The organism is Marinomonas shanghaiensis (assembly GCF_003259175.1).
GTDB classification, from domain to species: domain Bacteria; phylum Pseudomonadota; class Gammaproteobacteria; order Pseudomonadales; family Marinomonadaceae; genus Marinomonas; species Marinomonas shanghaiensis.
Map to the genome: position 1 here is coordinate 54991 of NZ_QGOK01000022.1, position 15412 is coordinate 70402.

The 15412-nt window shown below is 46.4% G+C and carries 14 protein-coding genes; 10 read left to right on the plus strand and 4 right to left on the minus strand.

The annotated features are described in order from the left end of the window. Positions 1–170 precede the first annotated feature (170 nt). The 10 genes from metG (at position 171) to DKT73_RS16700 (ending at position 11605) form a co-directional block, all read left to right on the plus strand. Positions 171–2222, plus strand: a complete 2052-nt coding sequence (metG, locus tag DKT73_RS16655; RefSeq protein WP_111639680.1) for a methionine--tRNA ligase — start codon at positions 171–173, stop codon at positions 2220–2222. A 361-nt stretch (positions 2223–2583) separates the two neighbouring features. After that, positions 2584–3165, plus strand: coding sequence for an electron transport complex subunit RsxA (rsxA, locus tag DKT73_RS16660; RefSeq protein WP_111606942.1), 582 nt, complete (start codon positions 2584–2586; stop codon positions 3163–3165). A 9-nt stretch (positions 3166–3174) separates the two neighbouring features. Then, positions 3175–3771 carry an electron transport complex subunit RsxB gene (rsxB, locus tag DKT73_RS16665; RefSeq protein ID WP_111639681.1) on the plus strand — a complete coding sequence of 199 codons (597 nt, stop codon included), beginning with the start codon at positions 3175–3177 and terminating at the stop codon, positions 3769–3771. Next, positions 3771–6488 carry an electron transport complex subunit RsxC gene (gene rsxC / locus DKT73_RS16670; RefSeq protein ID WP_232827916.1) on the plus strand — a complete coding sequence of 906 codons (2718 nt, stop codon included), beginning with the start codon at positions 3771–3773 and terminating at the stop codon, positions 6486–6488. Before rsxB ends, rsxC begins: the two co-directional genes overlap by 1 nt. Beyond that, a complete protein-coding gene (rsxD, locus tag DKT73_RS16675) occupies positions 6489–7547 on the plus strand; it encodes an electron transport complex subunit RsxD (RefSeq protein WP_111639682.1) in 1059 nt (352 codons plus the stop codon). Beyond that, positions 7547–8164, plus strand: a complete 618-nt coding sequence (rsxG, locus tag DKT73_RS16680) for an electron transport complex subunit RsxG (RefSeq protein WP_111639683.1) — start codon at positions 7547–7549, stop codon at positions 8162–8164. The genes rsxD and rsxG overlap by 1 nt, the downstream gene beginning before the upstream one ends. A 15-nt stretch (positions 8165–8179) precedes the next feature. Then, positions 8180–8941, plus strand: a complete 762-nt coding sequence (locus DKT73_RS16685) for an electron transport complex subunit E (RefSeq protein WP_232827917.1) — start codon at positions 8180–8182, stop codon at positions 8939–8941. Between the two features lie 80 nt (positions 8942–9021). After that, the gene (nth, locus tag DKT73_RS16690; RefSeq protein ID WP_111639684.1) at positions 9022–9657 is read left to right on the plus strand and encodes an endonuclease III; all 636 of its coding nucleotides are present in this window, start codon (positions 9022–9024) and stop codon (positions 9655–9657) included. A gap of 126 nt (positions 9658–9783) precedes the next feature. Then, positions 9784–11109 carry an omega-aminotransferase AptA gene (locus DKT73_RS16695; protein WP_111639685.1) on the plus strand — a complete coding sequence of 442 codons (1326 nt, stop codon included), beginning with the start codon at positions 9784–9786 and terminating at the stop codon, positions 11107–11109. 169 nt (positions 11110–11278) lie between these two features. Beyond that, positions 11279–11605 (plus strand): Rossmann-fold NAD(P)-binding domain-containing protein, encoded by a 327-nt coding sequence (locus DKT73_RS16700; protein ID WP_111606934.1) that lies wholly within the window; start codon positions 11279–11281, stop codon positions 11603–11605. Positions 11606–11673: 68 nt separating this feature from the next. Here DKT73_RS16700 and DKT73_RS16705 read toward each other — a convergent pair whose 3' ends face one another. The 4 genes from DKT73_RS16705 to DKT73_RS16720 all read right to left on the minus strand — a co-directional run bounded on the left by DKT73_RS16705 (position 11674) and on the right by DKT73_RS16720 (position 15326). Further along, complete coding sequence (locus tag DKT73_RS16705; RefSeq protein ID WP_111606933.1) at positions 11674–11946, minus strand: RNA recognition motif domain-containing protein; 273 nt, start codon at positions 11944–11946, stop codon at positions 11674–11676. Between the two features lie 76 nt (positions 11947–12022). After that, positions 12023–12964 carry a nucleoside hydrolase gene (locus DKT73_RS16710; RefSeq protein WP_111639686.1) on the minus strand — a complete coding sequence of 314 codons (942 nt, stop codon included), beginning with the start codon at positions 12962–12964 and terminating at the stop codon, positions 12023–12025. A gap of 48 nt (positions 12965–13012) precedes the next feature. Further along, positions 13013–13906 (minus strand): ribokinase, encoded by an 894-nt coding sequence (locus tag DKT73_RS16715; RefSeq protein ID WP_111639687.1) that lies wholly within the window; start codon positions 13904–13906, stop codon positions 13013–13015. Between the two features lie 187 nt (positions 13907–14093). Next, a complete protein-coding gene (locus tag DKT73_RS16720) occupies positions 14094–15326 on the minus strand; it encodes an argininosuccinate synthase (RefSeq protein ID WP_111639688.1) in 1233 nt (410 codons plus the stop codon). Between the last annotated feature and the right edge of the window lie 86 nt (positions 15327–15412).

Consider the following 15412-nt stretch of genomic DNA (forward strand, 5'->3'; position numbering starts at 1 on the left):
AGCCTTGCAACCCGCTTTGAAAAGAGTCTAGCGCTTGCACATGGCAGATAGGGTCTTATAATGACGCCTTTCTTAGACTATCTGTCCTTTAGGTGCTTTATTTATTCGTCATCCGCGCCTAATTATTGATAGAATACTCGACCTTTTTTAATCCAGCAGGCTTATCAAAAATGGCACAAACGCAACGCAAAATTTTAGTCACCAGCGCCCTTCCTTATGCCAATGGTTCTATCCATTTGGGGCATATGCTGGAACACATCCAAACCGATATCTGGGTGCGTTTTCAAAAAATGCGCGGCCATCTTTGTACTGCAGTGTGTGCCGATGACGCTCACGGTACGGCGATCATGATCAAAGCCGACCAACAGGGCATGACATCTGAAGAGTTGATCGATGGCGTTCGCCAAGAACACATGACGGATTTCAACGATTTTTTGATCGGTTACGATAACTACTATTCTACCCATTCTGACGAAAACCGTGAGATTTCAAACAGCATTTACACCGCCTTGCGTGACAATGGCAAAATCGCGGTACGCTCTATCGTACAGGCTTATGACCCAGAAAAAGAGATGTTCCTAGCGGATCGTTTCATTAAGGGAACCTGCCCTAAGTGTAAAGCGGAAGATCAATACGGCGACAACTGTGAAGTGTGCTCGGCGACCTACACGCCAATGGAAATGATCAATCCACGTTCGGTGTATTCCGGCGCCACCCCGATCGAAAAAGAGTCTGAGCATTACTTCTTCAAACTGCCTGATTTCCAAGACTTTTTGGCCAAATGGACACGCAGTGGCACCCTACAAGATCAAGTAGCGAACAAACTGTCTGAATGGTTGGATTCTGGCTTAAAAGAGTGGGACATCAGCCGTGACGCCCCATACTTTGGTTTTGAAATTCCTGACGCACCAGGCAAATACTTTTATGTTTGGCTAGATGCACCGATTGGTTACATGGCCAGTTTTAAAAACCTATGTGATCGCACAGAAGGTTTGGAATTCGACGATTACTGGGCAAAAGATTCTGATGCTGAGCTGTATCACTTCATCGGTAAAGACATCATCAATTTCCACGCGTTGTTCTGGCCTGCGATGCTGGATTGCGCGGGCTATCGCACACCAACGGGCGTTAACGCCCACGGTTATGTGACAGTGAACGGCACTAAAATGTCCAAATCTCGCGGTACTTTTATCAAAGCCCGCACTTACTTGAATCATTTGGATCCGCAATACTTGCGCTACTATTTCGCCGCGAAGTTAAACGCCAGCGTCGACGATATAGACTTAAACCTGCAAGACTTCATTCAGCGCGTAAACTCTGATGTAGTCGGTAAGGTAGTCAATATTGCTAGCCGCACAGCGAGTTTCATTGGCAAGAAATTTGATGGTCAATTAGCCAGCACAGTGAGCGAAGGCGAGATGATTCAGTCTTTCATTGATTCAGGTGACATCATCGCTCAAAACTTTGAAAGCCGCGAATACGGTAAAGCGATTCGTGAAGTGATGCGCTTAGCCGATGTGGCAAACGAATACATTGCCGTTCAAGCTCCTTGGGTGTTGGCAAAAGACGAAGCAACCTTGCCGAAAGTGCAAGACGTTTGTACGGTTGCGTTAAATCTGTTCAGTATCTTGGCGACTTACTTGAAGCCAGTTATGCCAAACATGGTCGCAGACGCAGAAGCTTTCCTTGGCAAAGAGCTCACTTGGGACAACCGCAGCGAGTTGCTGTTTGGTCGCACGGTGAATACCTTCAAACCATTAATGGGTCGTATTGAACAAACGCAGATCGACGCCATGATCGAGGAAGGTAAACAAGAAGCTGCAGCGGAAGCCGCTGCGAAACAAGCCGCAGCACCAGCGCCCGCTGAAACCGAACTCAGCAAAGAACCTCTCGCTGCACAAATCAACTTTGATGACTTCGCCAAAGTCGATTTGCGCATTGCCTTGATCGTCAAAGCCGAACACGTTGAAAAAGCCAACAAGCTTCTAAAATTGACCTTAGATATTGGCGGCGAAACGCGCACCGTATTCTCTGGTATTAAGTCAGCTTATAAGCCAGAAGACTTAGAAGGCAAACACACTGTGATGGTGGCTAACCTTGCACCACGTCAAATGAAGTTTGGCCTATCAGAAGGCATGGTATTAGCGGCGGGTCCTGGTGGTGAAGAAATTTACCTACTAGAACCTCATGCAGGTGCAAAACCAGGTCAACGCGTAATGTAATCGGCCCTTTAACCAGGTTGTAAAACGAGGTTAAGCCAAGTAACAAGCGGCACAACCTACTAGTTGAATAAGACGACAAGACCATGTCCACCTTAGTTAATAAGAAAGATTCTTAATAAGGTGGGCATTGTCATAAATAAAGAAACATAAACCAAGCTTATATAAGCATAACTTATTATCTATATACTAAATCGGACTAGAAATACGAAATCTTTAGTCTTGTTAGTTATAAGCAGATTGGTATAGTTACGCTTGCGGATGCTTTTCGCTAAAAAGTATCTACAATCACCGTATTCACCTTACGAAATCTTTGTCCGCGATGTCGCTGAGAAAGCTTTCCTATACTATTTTTGGATGTAGGATGACTGAATATCTCCTGATACTGGTCAGTACCATTCTGGTTAATAACTTTGTACTGGTACAATTTTTGGGTCTATGCCCTTTTATGGGTGTCTCTGGAAAGCTAGAAACTTCCATTGGTATGGCCATGGCCACGACCTTTGTTTTGACATTATCAAGCCTATGCAGCTATCTCACCTATACCTACATACTCCAGCCATTTGGCCTTGAATACCTGCAAACCATTTCTTTTATTTTGGTGATTGCAGTAGTGGTACAGTTCACTGAAATGGTGGTGCATAAAACCAGTCCTCTGCTTTATCGCGTACTGGGTATTTTCTTACCTTTGATCACCACCAACTGCGCGGTATTGGGTGTGGCTCTGCAAAATATCAGCAAACAAAACGGCTTCGTTGAATCCATTCTTTACGGTTTTGGCGCAGCGGTCGGCTTTTCTTTTGTATTGGTTTTGTTCTCCGCTATGCGCGAGCGCATTAACGTGGCCGATGTACCGACCGTTTTTAAAGGTTCTGCGATTGGTATGATCACTGCGGGTCTAATGGCTTTGGCTTTCATGGGCTTCACCGCCCTTGTACAGATTTAGAGGTCAACGATGCTAACCGTTCTACTCGCTATCGGAATCTTAGTCCTTTTGTCACTTATTTTTGGCGCCATTCTAGGTTATGCCAATGTTCGCTTCCATGTGGAAGGCGACCCCATTGTAGATCAAATTGATGCCCTGTTGCCGCAAACGCAATGCGGCCAATGTGGTCATCCGGGCTGCCGTCCCTATGCCGAAGCCATCGCCAACGGCGAAGCGATTAACCATTGTCCTCCAGGCGGGCAAGCCACCATTCAAGCGTTAGCCGATTTACTGGACGTGGAAGCCATCCCTTTGGACGGTGATCACGGCACAGAAACCGCAAAACGTGTCGCGGTGATTCGTGAAGACGAATGTATCGGTTGCACCAAGTGTATTCAGGCTTGTCCTGTGGATGCGATATTAGGTGCAGCAAAGCAAATGCACACCGTGATCGCAGATGAATGCACAGGCTGTGACCTTTGTGTCGAGCCATGCCCTGTAGATTGTATTGATATGGTAGAAGTCGGCGTGACAGCAAAAACTTGGTCTTGGGACAAACCGCAAGGCATCGCGGCAACCTCAATAAACATCATAGCCACCGACCGCCAAGCGGAGGCTGTACACTAATGCCAACAGTAAATATGCAAACAGCGAACATTTTTTCGTTTCATGGTGGTATTCATCCACCCGAAAACAAAACCCAATCCTTGCAATTGCCTTTGGGGCGACCTAGCCTACCAAACGAGCTTATTTTACCGCTTGGACAACACATAGGTCAGAGCTCTCGCCCCTTGGTAAAAGTGGGCGATAAGGTGCTAAAAGGGGAAACCATTGCAATTAATAATGGCTTTCTGAGCAGCTTTCTACACGCTCCTACCTCTGGCACTATTACGGCCATTGAAGAACGCCTAATTGCTCACCCTTCAGGCTTAAGCGATCTTTGTATTATTCTCACGCCAGACGGCAGCGATACTTGGACAAAACTTGAGCCTTTGAGTCATTGGCAAGACATCAGCAAAACCGATGTGCTGGCCTATTTGTCTGAAATGGGCATTATCGGCATGGGTGGCGCAGGCTTTCCGACGCAAGTTAAACTTCAAGGCGCCTACAAAAATCCTCTCACCCATTTCATTATCAATGCGGCAGAATGTGAGCCTTATATCACCGCCGATGATATGTTGATTCGTGAAAAGACGCTTGAATTGGTGTTAGGCATCGAGATACTGCAACACCTTGTACAGGCAGATCATGTTGTCATTGGCATTGAAGACAACAAACCTACCGCCATTGCAGCCTTAAGAACGGTACTAAACAAGCGTAAGAGTAAAATTCAAGTCGCTGTGGTACCAACCAAATACCCTTCTGGCGGTGAAAAACAGTTAATTCAGCTGCTCACTGGCAAAGAAGTTCCAAGCGGACAATACCCAGCGGACATTGGTATCTTATGTCAAAACGTCGGCACCTGTGTGGCGGTTCACGATGCGATTACGCTCGGCAAACCACTCATTTCTCGCTTTACCACTTTAACGGGTGATGCATTAAAGAACCCACAAAATGTCGAAGTATTACTGGGCACACCGGTCGCACATTTATTGGATTACGCTGAGTCTGAACCCAAAAAACTCAGTCGCTTAATTATGGGCGGCCCCATGATGGGTTACACCTTAGATTCCGCTGCTGTGCCGATTGTTAAAACCAGTAACTGCATACTAGCCGCCAGCAAGAAAGAACTTCCGCCGCCCGCACCAGAACAAGCCTGTATCCGTTGCGGCATGTGCGAACAAGCCTGCCCTGCTAGCTTATTGCCTCAACAATTATTGTGGTTCAGCAAAAGCCAAGAGTTCGAAAAAGCCGAACACCATAATCTATTTGATTGCATCGAATGTGGTGCTTGCTCTTATGTGTGCCCAAGCAGCATTCCATTGGTACAGTATTACCGCCATACCAAGAGCAGCATCCGTGAAGCCCGCGAAGCGACAGTAAAATCTGACTTGGCTAAGCAACGTTTTGAAGCGCGCAAAGCCCGTCAGGATGCCGAAGCCGCTGAGAAAGAAGCCAAGCGCCTTGCTCGTCAAAAAGCGACGCCAAGCAAAACGACAGATGAGAAGAAAAGTGCACCGGCTAAAGCGGCTCCAACGGCCGCTGCTGCGCCTGCAACGACTGACGAATCTAAAAAGCTCAAAGTGGATATCGCCATTGGCAAATCCAAATTGAAAAAGCTAGAAAAACAACTGCTTGAAGCACAAGAAAACGAACATGTCGAAGACATTAACAGTTTACAGCTTCAGGTAACGGATCAAGAAAAAGCCATCGCTTTGCTTGAAGAACAGCTTGCTCAAATGCCCAGTGCTACGCCTGCCGCGCCAGCAGTAAATACGGCCAAAGCAAGTACTGCGCCAGTGAATGACGAACTGAAAAAAGCCAAAGTCGATGTCGCCTTAATTGGTGTGAAACTTAAGAAACTGCAAAAACAGCTTATTGAGACACCAGATGATCAAGAATTGAAAGACAAGATCAATGCTTTTGAGACAGACCTGAAAGCCGCACAAGATACTGTTAGCAGGCTAAGCGCAACGACTGAATCTCATACCGCAGCGTCTGAGCCTAAAGCGGCGGCAAGCGATGAATTGAAAAAGCTCAAAATCGATGCCGCCATTGCCAAAGCGGCGGTAAAGAAAGTCGAAAAAGCCTTGAAAAAAGCGGAAGAAATTAATGCGCCAGAAATCGAAGCGATTCGCCAGCAGCTAAAAGAAGCTCAACAACGCGCAGACGACCTGGAAAAAGCCTTAGCCAATCCGGAAGCCGCTTCTCAGAACGCGGAGGCACAGACTAAAAAAGCAGATGCGGCACCAAACAATGTCGATGCTGACGCAGCTAAGAAACGCAAAATTGACCTAGCTATCGCCAAAGCTGGCATTAAAAAAGCCGAGAAAAACATCCAGCTGCTACAGGAGCAAGGCAAAGACGAAGCAGAAATAAATGCGTCTGAATGGCCAAGCAAACTGAAAGAAGCGCAAGAAAAGCTCGCTGCTCTTGAAGCCGAGGAAAGCGCACCAGCGACTGCCGTTTCTGCGCCAGTAGAGAAAACGGCAGATACGGTTGCTCAAAGCGAAGTCAAAGCCGAGCCAGAAATGGATTTGGCGACGCAGATTAAGAAAGAAAAAATCGCTGTCGCTTTGGCTAAAGCGCAAATTAATAAGCTCAACAAGCGCTTAGAAAGCACTCCAGAGGACGCTGACAGCATTAACCAAGAAATTAACGCCACGCAACAAAGACTGCAACGCGCTGAAGCCTTGTTAGAAAAACTTATTCATTCGCAAACCAACATGCAAGAGAATCGTTAAATGGCATTATTGAGGATCACCTCCCCCCACACACAACGTGCAGGACGTCGCACCTCTTGGGTGATGCAGATGGTCATTTTAGCGACCATTCCAGGCATCGTGGTACAAACCTGGTTATTTGGCTGGGGCACCTTCATTAACCTAATGATCGCCTGCATCACAGCATTATTAAGCGAAGCGGCCATTTTGGCGATTCGTCGACGCCCAGTTGGATTCTTCTTGAAAGATTACAGTGCGCTATTAACCGCTGTACTGCTAGGGGTTGCCCTTCCCCCCGTTGTACCTTGGTGGGTAACGGTAACCGCCGTGGCTTTTGCGATTATCTTTGCCAAACAGCTTTATGGTGGACTAGGGAACAATCCGTTCAACCCAGCTATGGTGGGTTACGCCATTGTGTTGGTGTCTTTTCCTGTGCCGATGAGCCAATGGCTTGGCGTTCACAGTATGGTATCTGCTGGTGAGACCTTATCTTTCATGCAGAGTTTGCAGGCTATTTTCCACCAGCTTCCAGTAATCGACAGCTACACTATGGCAACCCCATTGGATGGCTTCAAACACAAAGACCTATTAGATTCACAAGCCGCCTTTAGCAGCATTGCCGCGCTACAAGGCCCAAGCCTAAACAGCTGGCTTTGGGTGAACTTGGCTTACCTTGTTGGTGGTCTTGCCCTAATTTGGTTACGCATTATTACTTGGCACACGCCTGTGGCACTCTTGGGTGCTTTGCTAATCATGTCTGGCGCCTTTCATTTATTTGATCCAAGTAACACAGCAACGCCGTTTTTCCACCTCACCACGGGCGCAGCCATGTTTGGTGCCTTCTTTATTGCTACCGATCCGGTGTCTTCTTGTACCAGTAATCGCGGCAAACTGATTTATGGTGCGGGCATTGGTATCTTAATTTATATCATTCGCTCTTGGGGTGGTTACCCTGATGGCGTAGCGTTCGGCGTCCTACTCATGAACTTCGCAGCACCCTTGATAGATTACTACACACAACCCAGAACCTACGGTCACAAAAAAGCCAAAACTGGCTTAAAAGTTGGGGAGGATAACTAATGGAATTGTTCGCCTCTGTTCGTCGCAACAGTCTCGGGTTGGCTATATTTGCTGTGTTAACAGCGGGTTTGATTGCCATCACGCACCAGCTCACCGACCACACCATCAAAAGTAATATCTTGGAAGCGCAAATCTCGGCTTTTAACGAAATATTGCCAGCGAATCTATACGATAACGACTTAACTAAAGACACCGCCACTCTGCCCGCTGACCCATTACTTGGTAGCGAAGAAGGCATTAAAATTCACATCGCTCGTAAAGATGGCGAAGTCACTGCCATTATTTTCGAAACCATCGCACCGCGTGGCTATAACGGTAATTTAGACATGCTGGTCGCCATTGATAAAAATGGTGTTGTCACTGGCAGCCGAGTCATTAGTCATAAAGAAACACCGGGCTTGGGCGATAAGGTAGAGCTTAAAAAATCCAAATGGATCTTAAGCTTTGCCAACAAATCATTAGACAATCCGGACATCAATGGCTGGGGTGTTAAAAAAGACGGTGGCGATTTTGATCAATTCACAGGGGCCACTATTACGCCTCGTGCTGTCGTTCGTGCCGTAAAAAACACTCTAATTTATTTTGAACAACACAAAGATACGCTGTTAGCGTATTAGGATAGCCCAATGAAAATGAGCGCAGAAACAGCTGCAACTGACGCTACTCAAGAAGAGAGCAAGCCAGGCGCCAATTACGCAGAAATCATTTATAACGGCATTTGGAAAAACAACCCAGCCCTTGTTCAGTTGCTCGGCTTGTGTCCTATGCTGGCGGTCACCAGCACCGTGGTTAATGCCTTAGGACTTGGTTTAGCGACCATGGTCGTGTTGATGGGCTCCAACATTGCCGTTTCCATCATTCGTAACTACGTGGCCGATGCCGTTCGTCTGCCAGCGTTTGTGATGATTATCGCCTCGTTTACCACCTGTATCGAATTGATCATGCAGGCTTATACCTACGAGCTTTATCAAATTCTGGGGATTTTTATCCCATTGATCGTCACCAACTGCGCCATCCTTGGCCGAGCAGATGCCTTCGCCAGCCGTAACCCTGTTCTGCCATCGGCTATAGATGGCTTTATGATGGGTTTAGGTTTCATGTTTATCCTTGTTACCCTTGGCGCCATGCGTGAGCTAATTGGTCAAGGCACCCTGTTTTCTGATATGCAGCTATTGTTTGGTGATATCGCTCTAGGGTGGAAATGGGTTGTCTTCGAAAACTACCCCAATGTCCTCTTTGCCGTCTTACCACCGGGCGCCTTCATTGGCTTAGGCTTATTAATAGCAGGTAAAAACTACTTAGATGAGCGCGAGAAAAAACGTATCGCCACACAGAAAGCCAAAGACGGCCCAAGTGCGTCAAAACGGGTTCGTGTTACTGGGCAAGTTAGTTAACCTATTTAAAACCCCACACTAACCCTCCCCTTGGAAGAGATAAGGGGAGGGAATTTTAAGCGTCATAAAGGCAGTCAAACGTGAACAAAGACAAACGCTACGAGATTTTTTCTCGCTTACGAGCTGAAAACCCAAATCCCGTAACCGAGCTAGAATACAGCTCGCCTTTTGAGCTTTTAATTGCGGTGCTGTTTTCTGCCCAAGCCACGGACGTGAGTGTCAATAAAGCCACACGCAAGCTTTTTCCTGTCGCCAATACGCCAGAAACCATGCTGGCGCTTGGTGTAGATGGCTTAAAAAGCTACATCAAAACCATTGGCTTGTTTAACGCCAAGGCCGAAAATGCCATTAAAACTTGCCAAATTTTGGTCGACAAGCACAACAGCGTTGTTCCTGAAACGCGTGAAGAACTGGAAGCCCTTCCAGGTGTTGGCCGCAAAACAGCCAATGTGGTACTCAACACAGCTTTTCGCCAAGTGGCCATGGCAGTGGATACGCACATTTTCCGTTTCAGCAACCGTACCAAAGTCGCACCAGGCAAAAACGTCTTAGAAGTGGAAATGAAACTGCTTAAATTCGTGCCAAAAGAGTTTCTTTTGGATGCTCATCACTGGATGATCCTTCACGGCCGCTACATCTGCGTGGCTCGCAAGCCTAAATGCGATGCCTGTGTGATTGAAGACCTTTGTGAATTTAAGGACAAGACCTCAACCTGATCTTTTAATCAATGCTCTTTAGTTAACTAAAGACTAATCTAAATTTAAATAACATCGCATTTATTAAACCTTTCTAGCTCGGCATGCTTACGCTATTGAGATGTCACTTTTTAGAGGGAAAATGCCATGAGTCACCGTTTAACCCAAGCCCAGCTTGATGCCCATTGGATGGCCTACACAGGCAATCGTCAGTTTAAAAAAGATCCTCGCATCATCACCTCGGCCGCAGGAAAATATTACACCGATTCTGATGGTAGGAAGATTTTCGACGGCCTATCAGGCCTTTGGACATGCGGTTTGGGTCATAGCGTTCCCGCTATTAATGAGGCCGTTGCAGAACAGGTCAAAACCCTCGACTACTCTCCTGCTTTTCAATTCGGTCACGAGAAGTCTTTCTTGTTAGCAGAGCAAATTACTGAATTTATGCCTGCAGGATTAAACCGTATTTTCTTTACTGGCTCCGGTTCAGAATCGGTCGATACCGCATTAAAAGTTGCCCGTGCATATTGGCGTAAAAAAGGCATGGGAACAAAAACCAAATTTATCGGTCGTGCTAAGGGTTATCATGGCGCCGGTATTTCAGGCTTCAGCGTTGGCGGCATTCCAGCAAACCGCACACTTTATGGGCAAGGTTTAGAATCCTACCATTTACCTCATACACAAGTGCCCGGTAGCGAATTCTCCAAAGGCATGGCAGAACAAGGCAAAGAGCGTGCAGAAGACCTACTTAACCTTATCATGATGCACGATGCTTCGAACATTGCGGCCGTCATTGTTGAACCCATGTCAGGCTCCGCTGGCGTTATCGTGCCACCACAAGGGTATTTGCAGCGTTTGCGCGAGATCTGTGATCAGCACAATATCTTGCTCATCTTTGATGAAGTCATCACCGCGTTTGGGCGTATGGGTGCGAAAACCGGCGCAGAAGCCTTTGGGGTAACGCCTGACGTGATTACCATGGCAAAACAAGTCACCAATGGGGTGATCCCAATGGGCGCTGTGGCCTTTAAACAAGAAATCTACGACACCTTCATGGACAATGGCGGTCCGGATTACATGCTAGAGATTCCTCATGGCTACACCTACTCCGCCCACCCTATTGCCTGCGCTGCGGGATTGGCTTCTCTCGCTGAGATAAAAAAACAAGGTTTGATTGAGCGCGTTAACAGCATGAGTTCCGTGTGGGAAAGCAGTGTCCACCAACTAAAAAGTGCCAGCGCCATTGTGACAGACATTCGCAATTATGGTTTTGCCGCCGGCATCACTATAGCACCCATCAATGGTGAGCCAGCCAAACGTCCATTCCAAATCGCTATGGCAATGTGGGAAAAGGGGTATTATGTTCGCTATGGTGCAGACACCGTTCAATTAGCGCCACCCTTCACGACAGAGCAATCTGAAATAGACAGCTTGATCAACGCATTGGGTGAAACACTACAAAAACAAAGCTAAATAAGACTCAAATATTCCCAATAATCAAGATGTTGCTCATAGACATGGCGCAACATCTTGATCCATATCAATTTTATCTAGCTATCACATCTCTGCAATCTTGCACTATAATGGCACTCCCAAAAGCGTCATTTTTGGCCTGAATCCTCATTTTACAAAAGGTAAAGTAATGTCTATTTCACATTCGCCTTATGTTCGTTGTTTTTGGACAGGGACACTGTTTTTAACAAACGGTAAAACCATGCCGATCCATTGCACACACATATCAACTCAAATGATAGAAGTGGAAGCGCCAGAAGGTTTACAAGGGTCAAAAATGGTAAAGCTAGAGCTAAAAGCGATTCATGAGGGAAAAACAGCCACAATCAAGATATTGTGTGATCCGCAATTAGATGTGTTTAACGAACATAACAAACATTACATAAAGCTTAGCTATCATACTATTTCAAGCAAAGACGTGGCTTTCATCAAAGAATTTGCCGACGCTCATTCCTAGTTCACTCCTCGCTTATCTCATACTAACAAGCGAGGAAATCGGCAGACCTAATGTGTGTTTATATGAATTTATTCAGCATCGTCTGCCGATTTTTTAGGTGCTGCTTCTTCCGCTTTCTTAACGCGAATTTTAGAACCATCCACGTCCATGCCGTTTAGGGTTTTAATAGCGACTTTTGCTTCACCAACTTTTGGCATTTCAACAAAGGCAAAGCCTTTCGATTCACCTGTCTCTTTGTCCATCACAATAGTACAAGACTGCAACGTACCGTGAACGGCAAACAAGCTTCTCAATTCTTCTTCAGTGGTATTGCGGGCAAGGTTTCTGACTAATAGTTTCATAGTTTTCTCTTCATAAATAAAAAAGGCATGGACGATACTGCCATGCCTTTGAGTTAGATTGCGCCATTCTAACGGTTTAAGACAAGGTTGTCTCAAACAGTTTGAGCAATTTCTCACTATCCACTTCCATACAGACTTGTGTCATTGGCACATCGTTCCAATGTGGCTCTGGGAAAGTCATACCTTGTGGCGCAAAAATCGTTTGACCGATACCAATGCCCTCACAAGCAACACGCACCGCTCCCAACTCGACACCAAAAATACTCGGATCCATCACATAAGCAATAGTAGAAGCATCATGGAAGTAGCAACCATTCATATCGAAACGGCTGCTGTAAAAATTAATGTAGTGCTGAGCGCAATCGTACAAGAATCCGCCTTCCGTTGGGTTGGCCTTTTTAATGCGTTCTAGCACGGTGTTGTCCAATAGCACTTGATGCGTTACGTCTAAACCAATCATGGTCACTTGCCATGCAGCGGTAAAGACTTTGTCTGCCGCATGCGGGTCGTTCATGATGTTGGCTTCTGCAACTGGCGACACGTTACCGTATTCAATCGCTGTGCCACCCATCAAAACCACTTCATCGACTAAATTAGCCACTTCAGGATCAAGCTCAAGGGCTTTCGCTAAGTTACCCAATGGACCAAGTGCGATAATCGTCACTTCACCTGGGTATTGGCGAACAGTATCCACAATAAACTGCGCAGCGCTTTTTTCGATTGCCTTGCCTTGTGGCGCTGGCCAATCAATATTACCAAAGCCATCTTTACCATGAACAAAGTCAGGATGTGGACGCGGCGCAATCTTACTGGGCACAGCAACGCCTTTTGCAACGGGCACATTGACCTTAGCAATCTCGGTTAATGTAATGGCATTTTGTGTTGCCAACTCCACAGACACGTTACCAAACGTGGTTGTTAAACCCAATACATCAAGCTGTGGTGCTTGAAAAGCGAAGAAGATCGCCATTGCATCGTCTATGCCCGGATCCGTATCTATAATAATTTTTCGAGCCATGTTTCACGTCCTCTTTAAACTATAGTTTTTTTGGCTAACTGTTTTTCGCTAACTTTTTTTAGAAAGAAAGGCCGTCACTTCATCTTGTGTTGGGATGGAGGACGCTGCGCCTAAGCGTGTCACACAGATCGCAGAGGCAGCACAGGCACGGGTGATGGCATGCTTCATGTCGTCCCCTTTCATTAGAGAAGACAAGCAAAAACCAATAAAAGTATCGCCTGCTGCTGTGGTATCAAGCGCCTCAACCGAAAATGCTTTTACCGATAAACGCTCTTCTCCATCAAAGTAACACACACCAGCCTTACCAAGTGTCATTAGTACGGCTAAATCTGGGTAAGCCTTCGGGAAAGCCTCAATGGTGCTATCAATGTCAGTAGTGCCAATTAAATCCATGGCCTCCACTTCGTTAACAATCAACAGATCAACAAAGCCAAGCACCTTCTTAGTCAGCTCAGCGTCCATGGGAGCAGGGTTAAACGCGACCTTTACCTTATGCTCTTGTGCTTTTTGCATAATGTATTCAATAAGGTTCGTCTCGTTTTGCAGCAACACCCAATCACCCGCATTTGCTTGCGACAATACTTGATCCACCTGCTCTTGCGTCAACGCATGATTCGCGCCTTGATACAAAATGATCGAATTTTCCGCTTCTTTCGTTAGCTGGATAATGGCATGGCCTGTTGGCACATCAATGCGTTTTATCAGCCCGGTGTCCACACCTAGGGATTCAAGCTGATCAATGACCGACTGATCGCTATGATGGATCGCACCCACGTGTTTTACGTCAGCGCCCGCTTTAGCCAGGGCGACAGATTGATTCGCTCCCTTGCCGCCCAGTAAACACTGATAACCATTAGACGCCATGGTTTCGCCTGGTCGAACAAAGTGATCTAGCTGATAAAGGTGGTCGAGGTTAATCGAACCAAAGTTATAAATTGTCATAATTCTCTTCCTTCAAGATCAGCGTGCTTAAGGTATGAGCACATTTCATTCCACTGTTCTTTCTGCAAAGCACGATGCTTTATCAATAACTCAGCGAATACTGACCAAGTGTACAAAAATAAAAAACGCTCCAATTCTGCAAGAACGGAGCGTTTTTTGAAAGCGAATTTTCTAAATGATCAAGCGATTACTTGCTGTTATCTAGAAAACCACGACCTTTTTGAGCGGCAATACGCATACGCAAAGCATTTAGCTTAATAAAGCCCGCTGCATCTTTCTGATCGTAAGCACCCGCATCGTCTTCAAATGTGGCAATTTTGCTATCGAACAAGCTGTTTTCAGACTGACGGCCCACAACACTCACGTTGCCTTTGTAAAGCTTGAGACGAACGGTACCGTTAACGTATTTTTGTGATGTATCAATCAAAGCTTGAATCATACGACGCTCTTCAGACCACCAGAAGCCGTTGTAAATCAACTTCGCATAACGAGGCATCATCTCATCTTTTAGGTGCATCGCTTCACGGTCTAGGGTAATAGACTCGATCGCACGGTGTGCCTTCATCATGATGGTGCCACCAGGTGTTTCGTAGCAACCGCGAGCTTTCATACCCACAAAACGGTTTTCCACGATATCAACACGACCAATACCATTCGCGCCGCCAACTTTGTTTAAGGTTTCCAAAATAGTGGCAGGAGACATGGCTTCGCCATTGATAGAAACTGGGTCGCCTTTTTCGTAACCGATTTCGATGTAAGTCGCTTCGTTCGGAGCGTCTTCTGGAGACACTGACCAACGCCACATATCGTCTTCTGGCTCTGTCCATGGGTCTTCCAACTGATCACCTTCAAAAGAGATGTGCAGTAAGTTAGCGTCCATAGAGTAAGGAGACTTTTTCTTCTTCGTTGAGAAATCAACAGGGATATTGTGTTTTTCACAGTATGCCATTAGGGTTTCACGAGACGTTAGGTCCCATTCACGCCAAGGAGCAATCACTTTTACGCCAGGTTTCAACGCGTAGGCACCAAGCTCAAAACGTACTTGGTCATTGCCCTTACCTGTCGCGCCGTGAGCAATCGCATCGGCACCAGTCTCGTTGGCGATCTCGATCAAGCGTTTAGCGATCAGAGGACGCGCGATAGAGGTACCCAAAAGGTACTCACCTTCGTAAATAGTGTTGGCACGGAACATAGGGAAAACGAAGTCACGCACAAACTCTTCGCGCAAATCTTCAATGTAGATTTCCTTAATACCCAACGCTTGAGCTTTAGCACGAGCTGGTTCAACTTCCTCACCCTGACCCAAATCAGCGGTAAAGGTAACCACTTCACAGTTATACTCTTCTTGAAGCCACTTCGCGATTACGGAAGTATCCAGGCCGCCAGAATAGGCAAGCACTACCTTCTTCACGTCAGACATTATCTCTATTCTCCTCAACGAGCTAGCGCTCCCTCACCAGTGCTTTAAAACCAGTACATGGCGGCGCAAATAATTTAAAAAAGGGG

What these genes read in the sequence shown, in the direction of transcription:
- metG (WP_111639680.1), top strand. Translation starts at nt 171, where the DNA reads ATGGCACAAACGCAACGCAAAATTTTAGTCACCAGCGCCCTTCCTTAT.
- rsxA (WP_111606942.1), top strand. Translation starts at nt 2,584, where the DNA reads ATGACTGAATATCTCCTGATACTGGTCAGTACCATTCTGGTTAATAAC.
- rsxB (WP_111639681.1), top strand. Translation starts at nt 3,175, where the DNA reads ATGCTAACCGTTCTACTCGCTATCGGAATCTTAGTCCTTTTGTCACTT.
- rsxC (WP_232827916.1), top strand. Translation starts at nt 3,771, where the DNA reads ATGCCAACAGTAAATATGCAAACAGCGAACATTTTTTCGTTTCATGGT.
- rsxD (WP_111639682.1), top strand. Translation starts at nt 6,489, where the DNA reads ATGGCATTATTGAGGATCACCTCCCCCCACACACAACGTGCAGGACGT.
- rsxG (WP_111639683.1), top strand. Translation starts at nt 7,547, where the DNA reads ATGGAATTGTTCGCCTCTGTTCGTCGCAACAGTCTCGGGTTGGCTATA.
- DKT73_RS16685 (WP_232827917.1), top strand. Translation starts at nt 8,180, where the DNA reads ATGAGCGCAGAAACAGCTGCAACTGACGCTACTCAAGAAGAGAGCAAG.
- DKT73_RS16695 (WP_111639685.1), top strand. Translation starts at nt 9,784, where the DNA reads ATGAGTCACCGTTTAACCCAAGCCCAGCTTGATGCCCATTGGATGGCC.
- DKT73_RS16700 (WP_111606934.1), top strand. Translation starts at nt 11,279, where the DNA reads ATGTCTATTTCACATTCGCCTTATGTTCGTTGTTTTTGGACAGGGACA.
- DKT73_RS16705 (WP_111606933.1), bottom strand. Translation starts at nt 11,946, where the DNA reads ATGAAACTATTAGTCAGAAACCTTGCCCGCAATACCACTGAAGAAGAA.
- DKT73_RS16710 (WP_111639686.1), bottom strand. Translation starts at nt 12,964, where the DNA reads ATGGCTCGAAAAATTATTATAGATACGGATCCGGGCATAGACGATGCA.
- DKT73_RS16715 (WP_111639687.1), bottom strand. Translation starts at nt 13,906, where the DNA reads ATGACAATTTATAACTTTGGTTCGATTAACCTCGACCACCTTTATCAG.
- DKT73_RS16720 (WP_111639688.1), bottom strand. Translation starts at nt 15,326, where the DNA reads ATGTCTGACGTGAAGAAGGTAGTGCTTGCCTATTCTGGCGGCCTGGAT.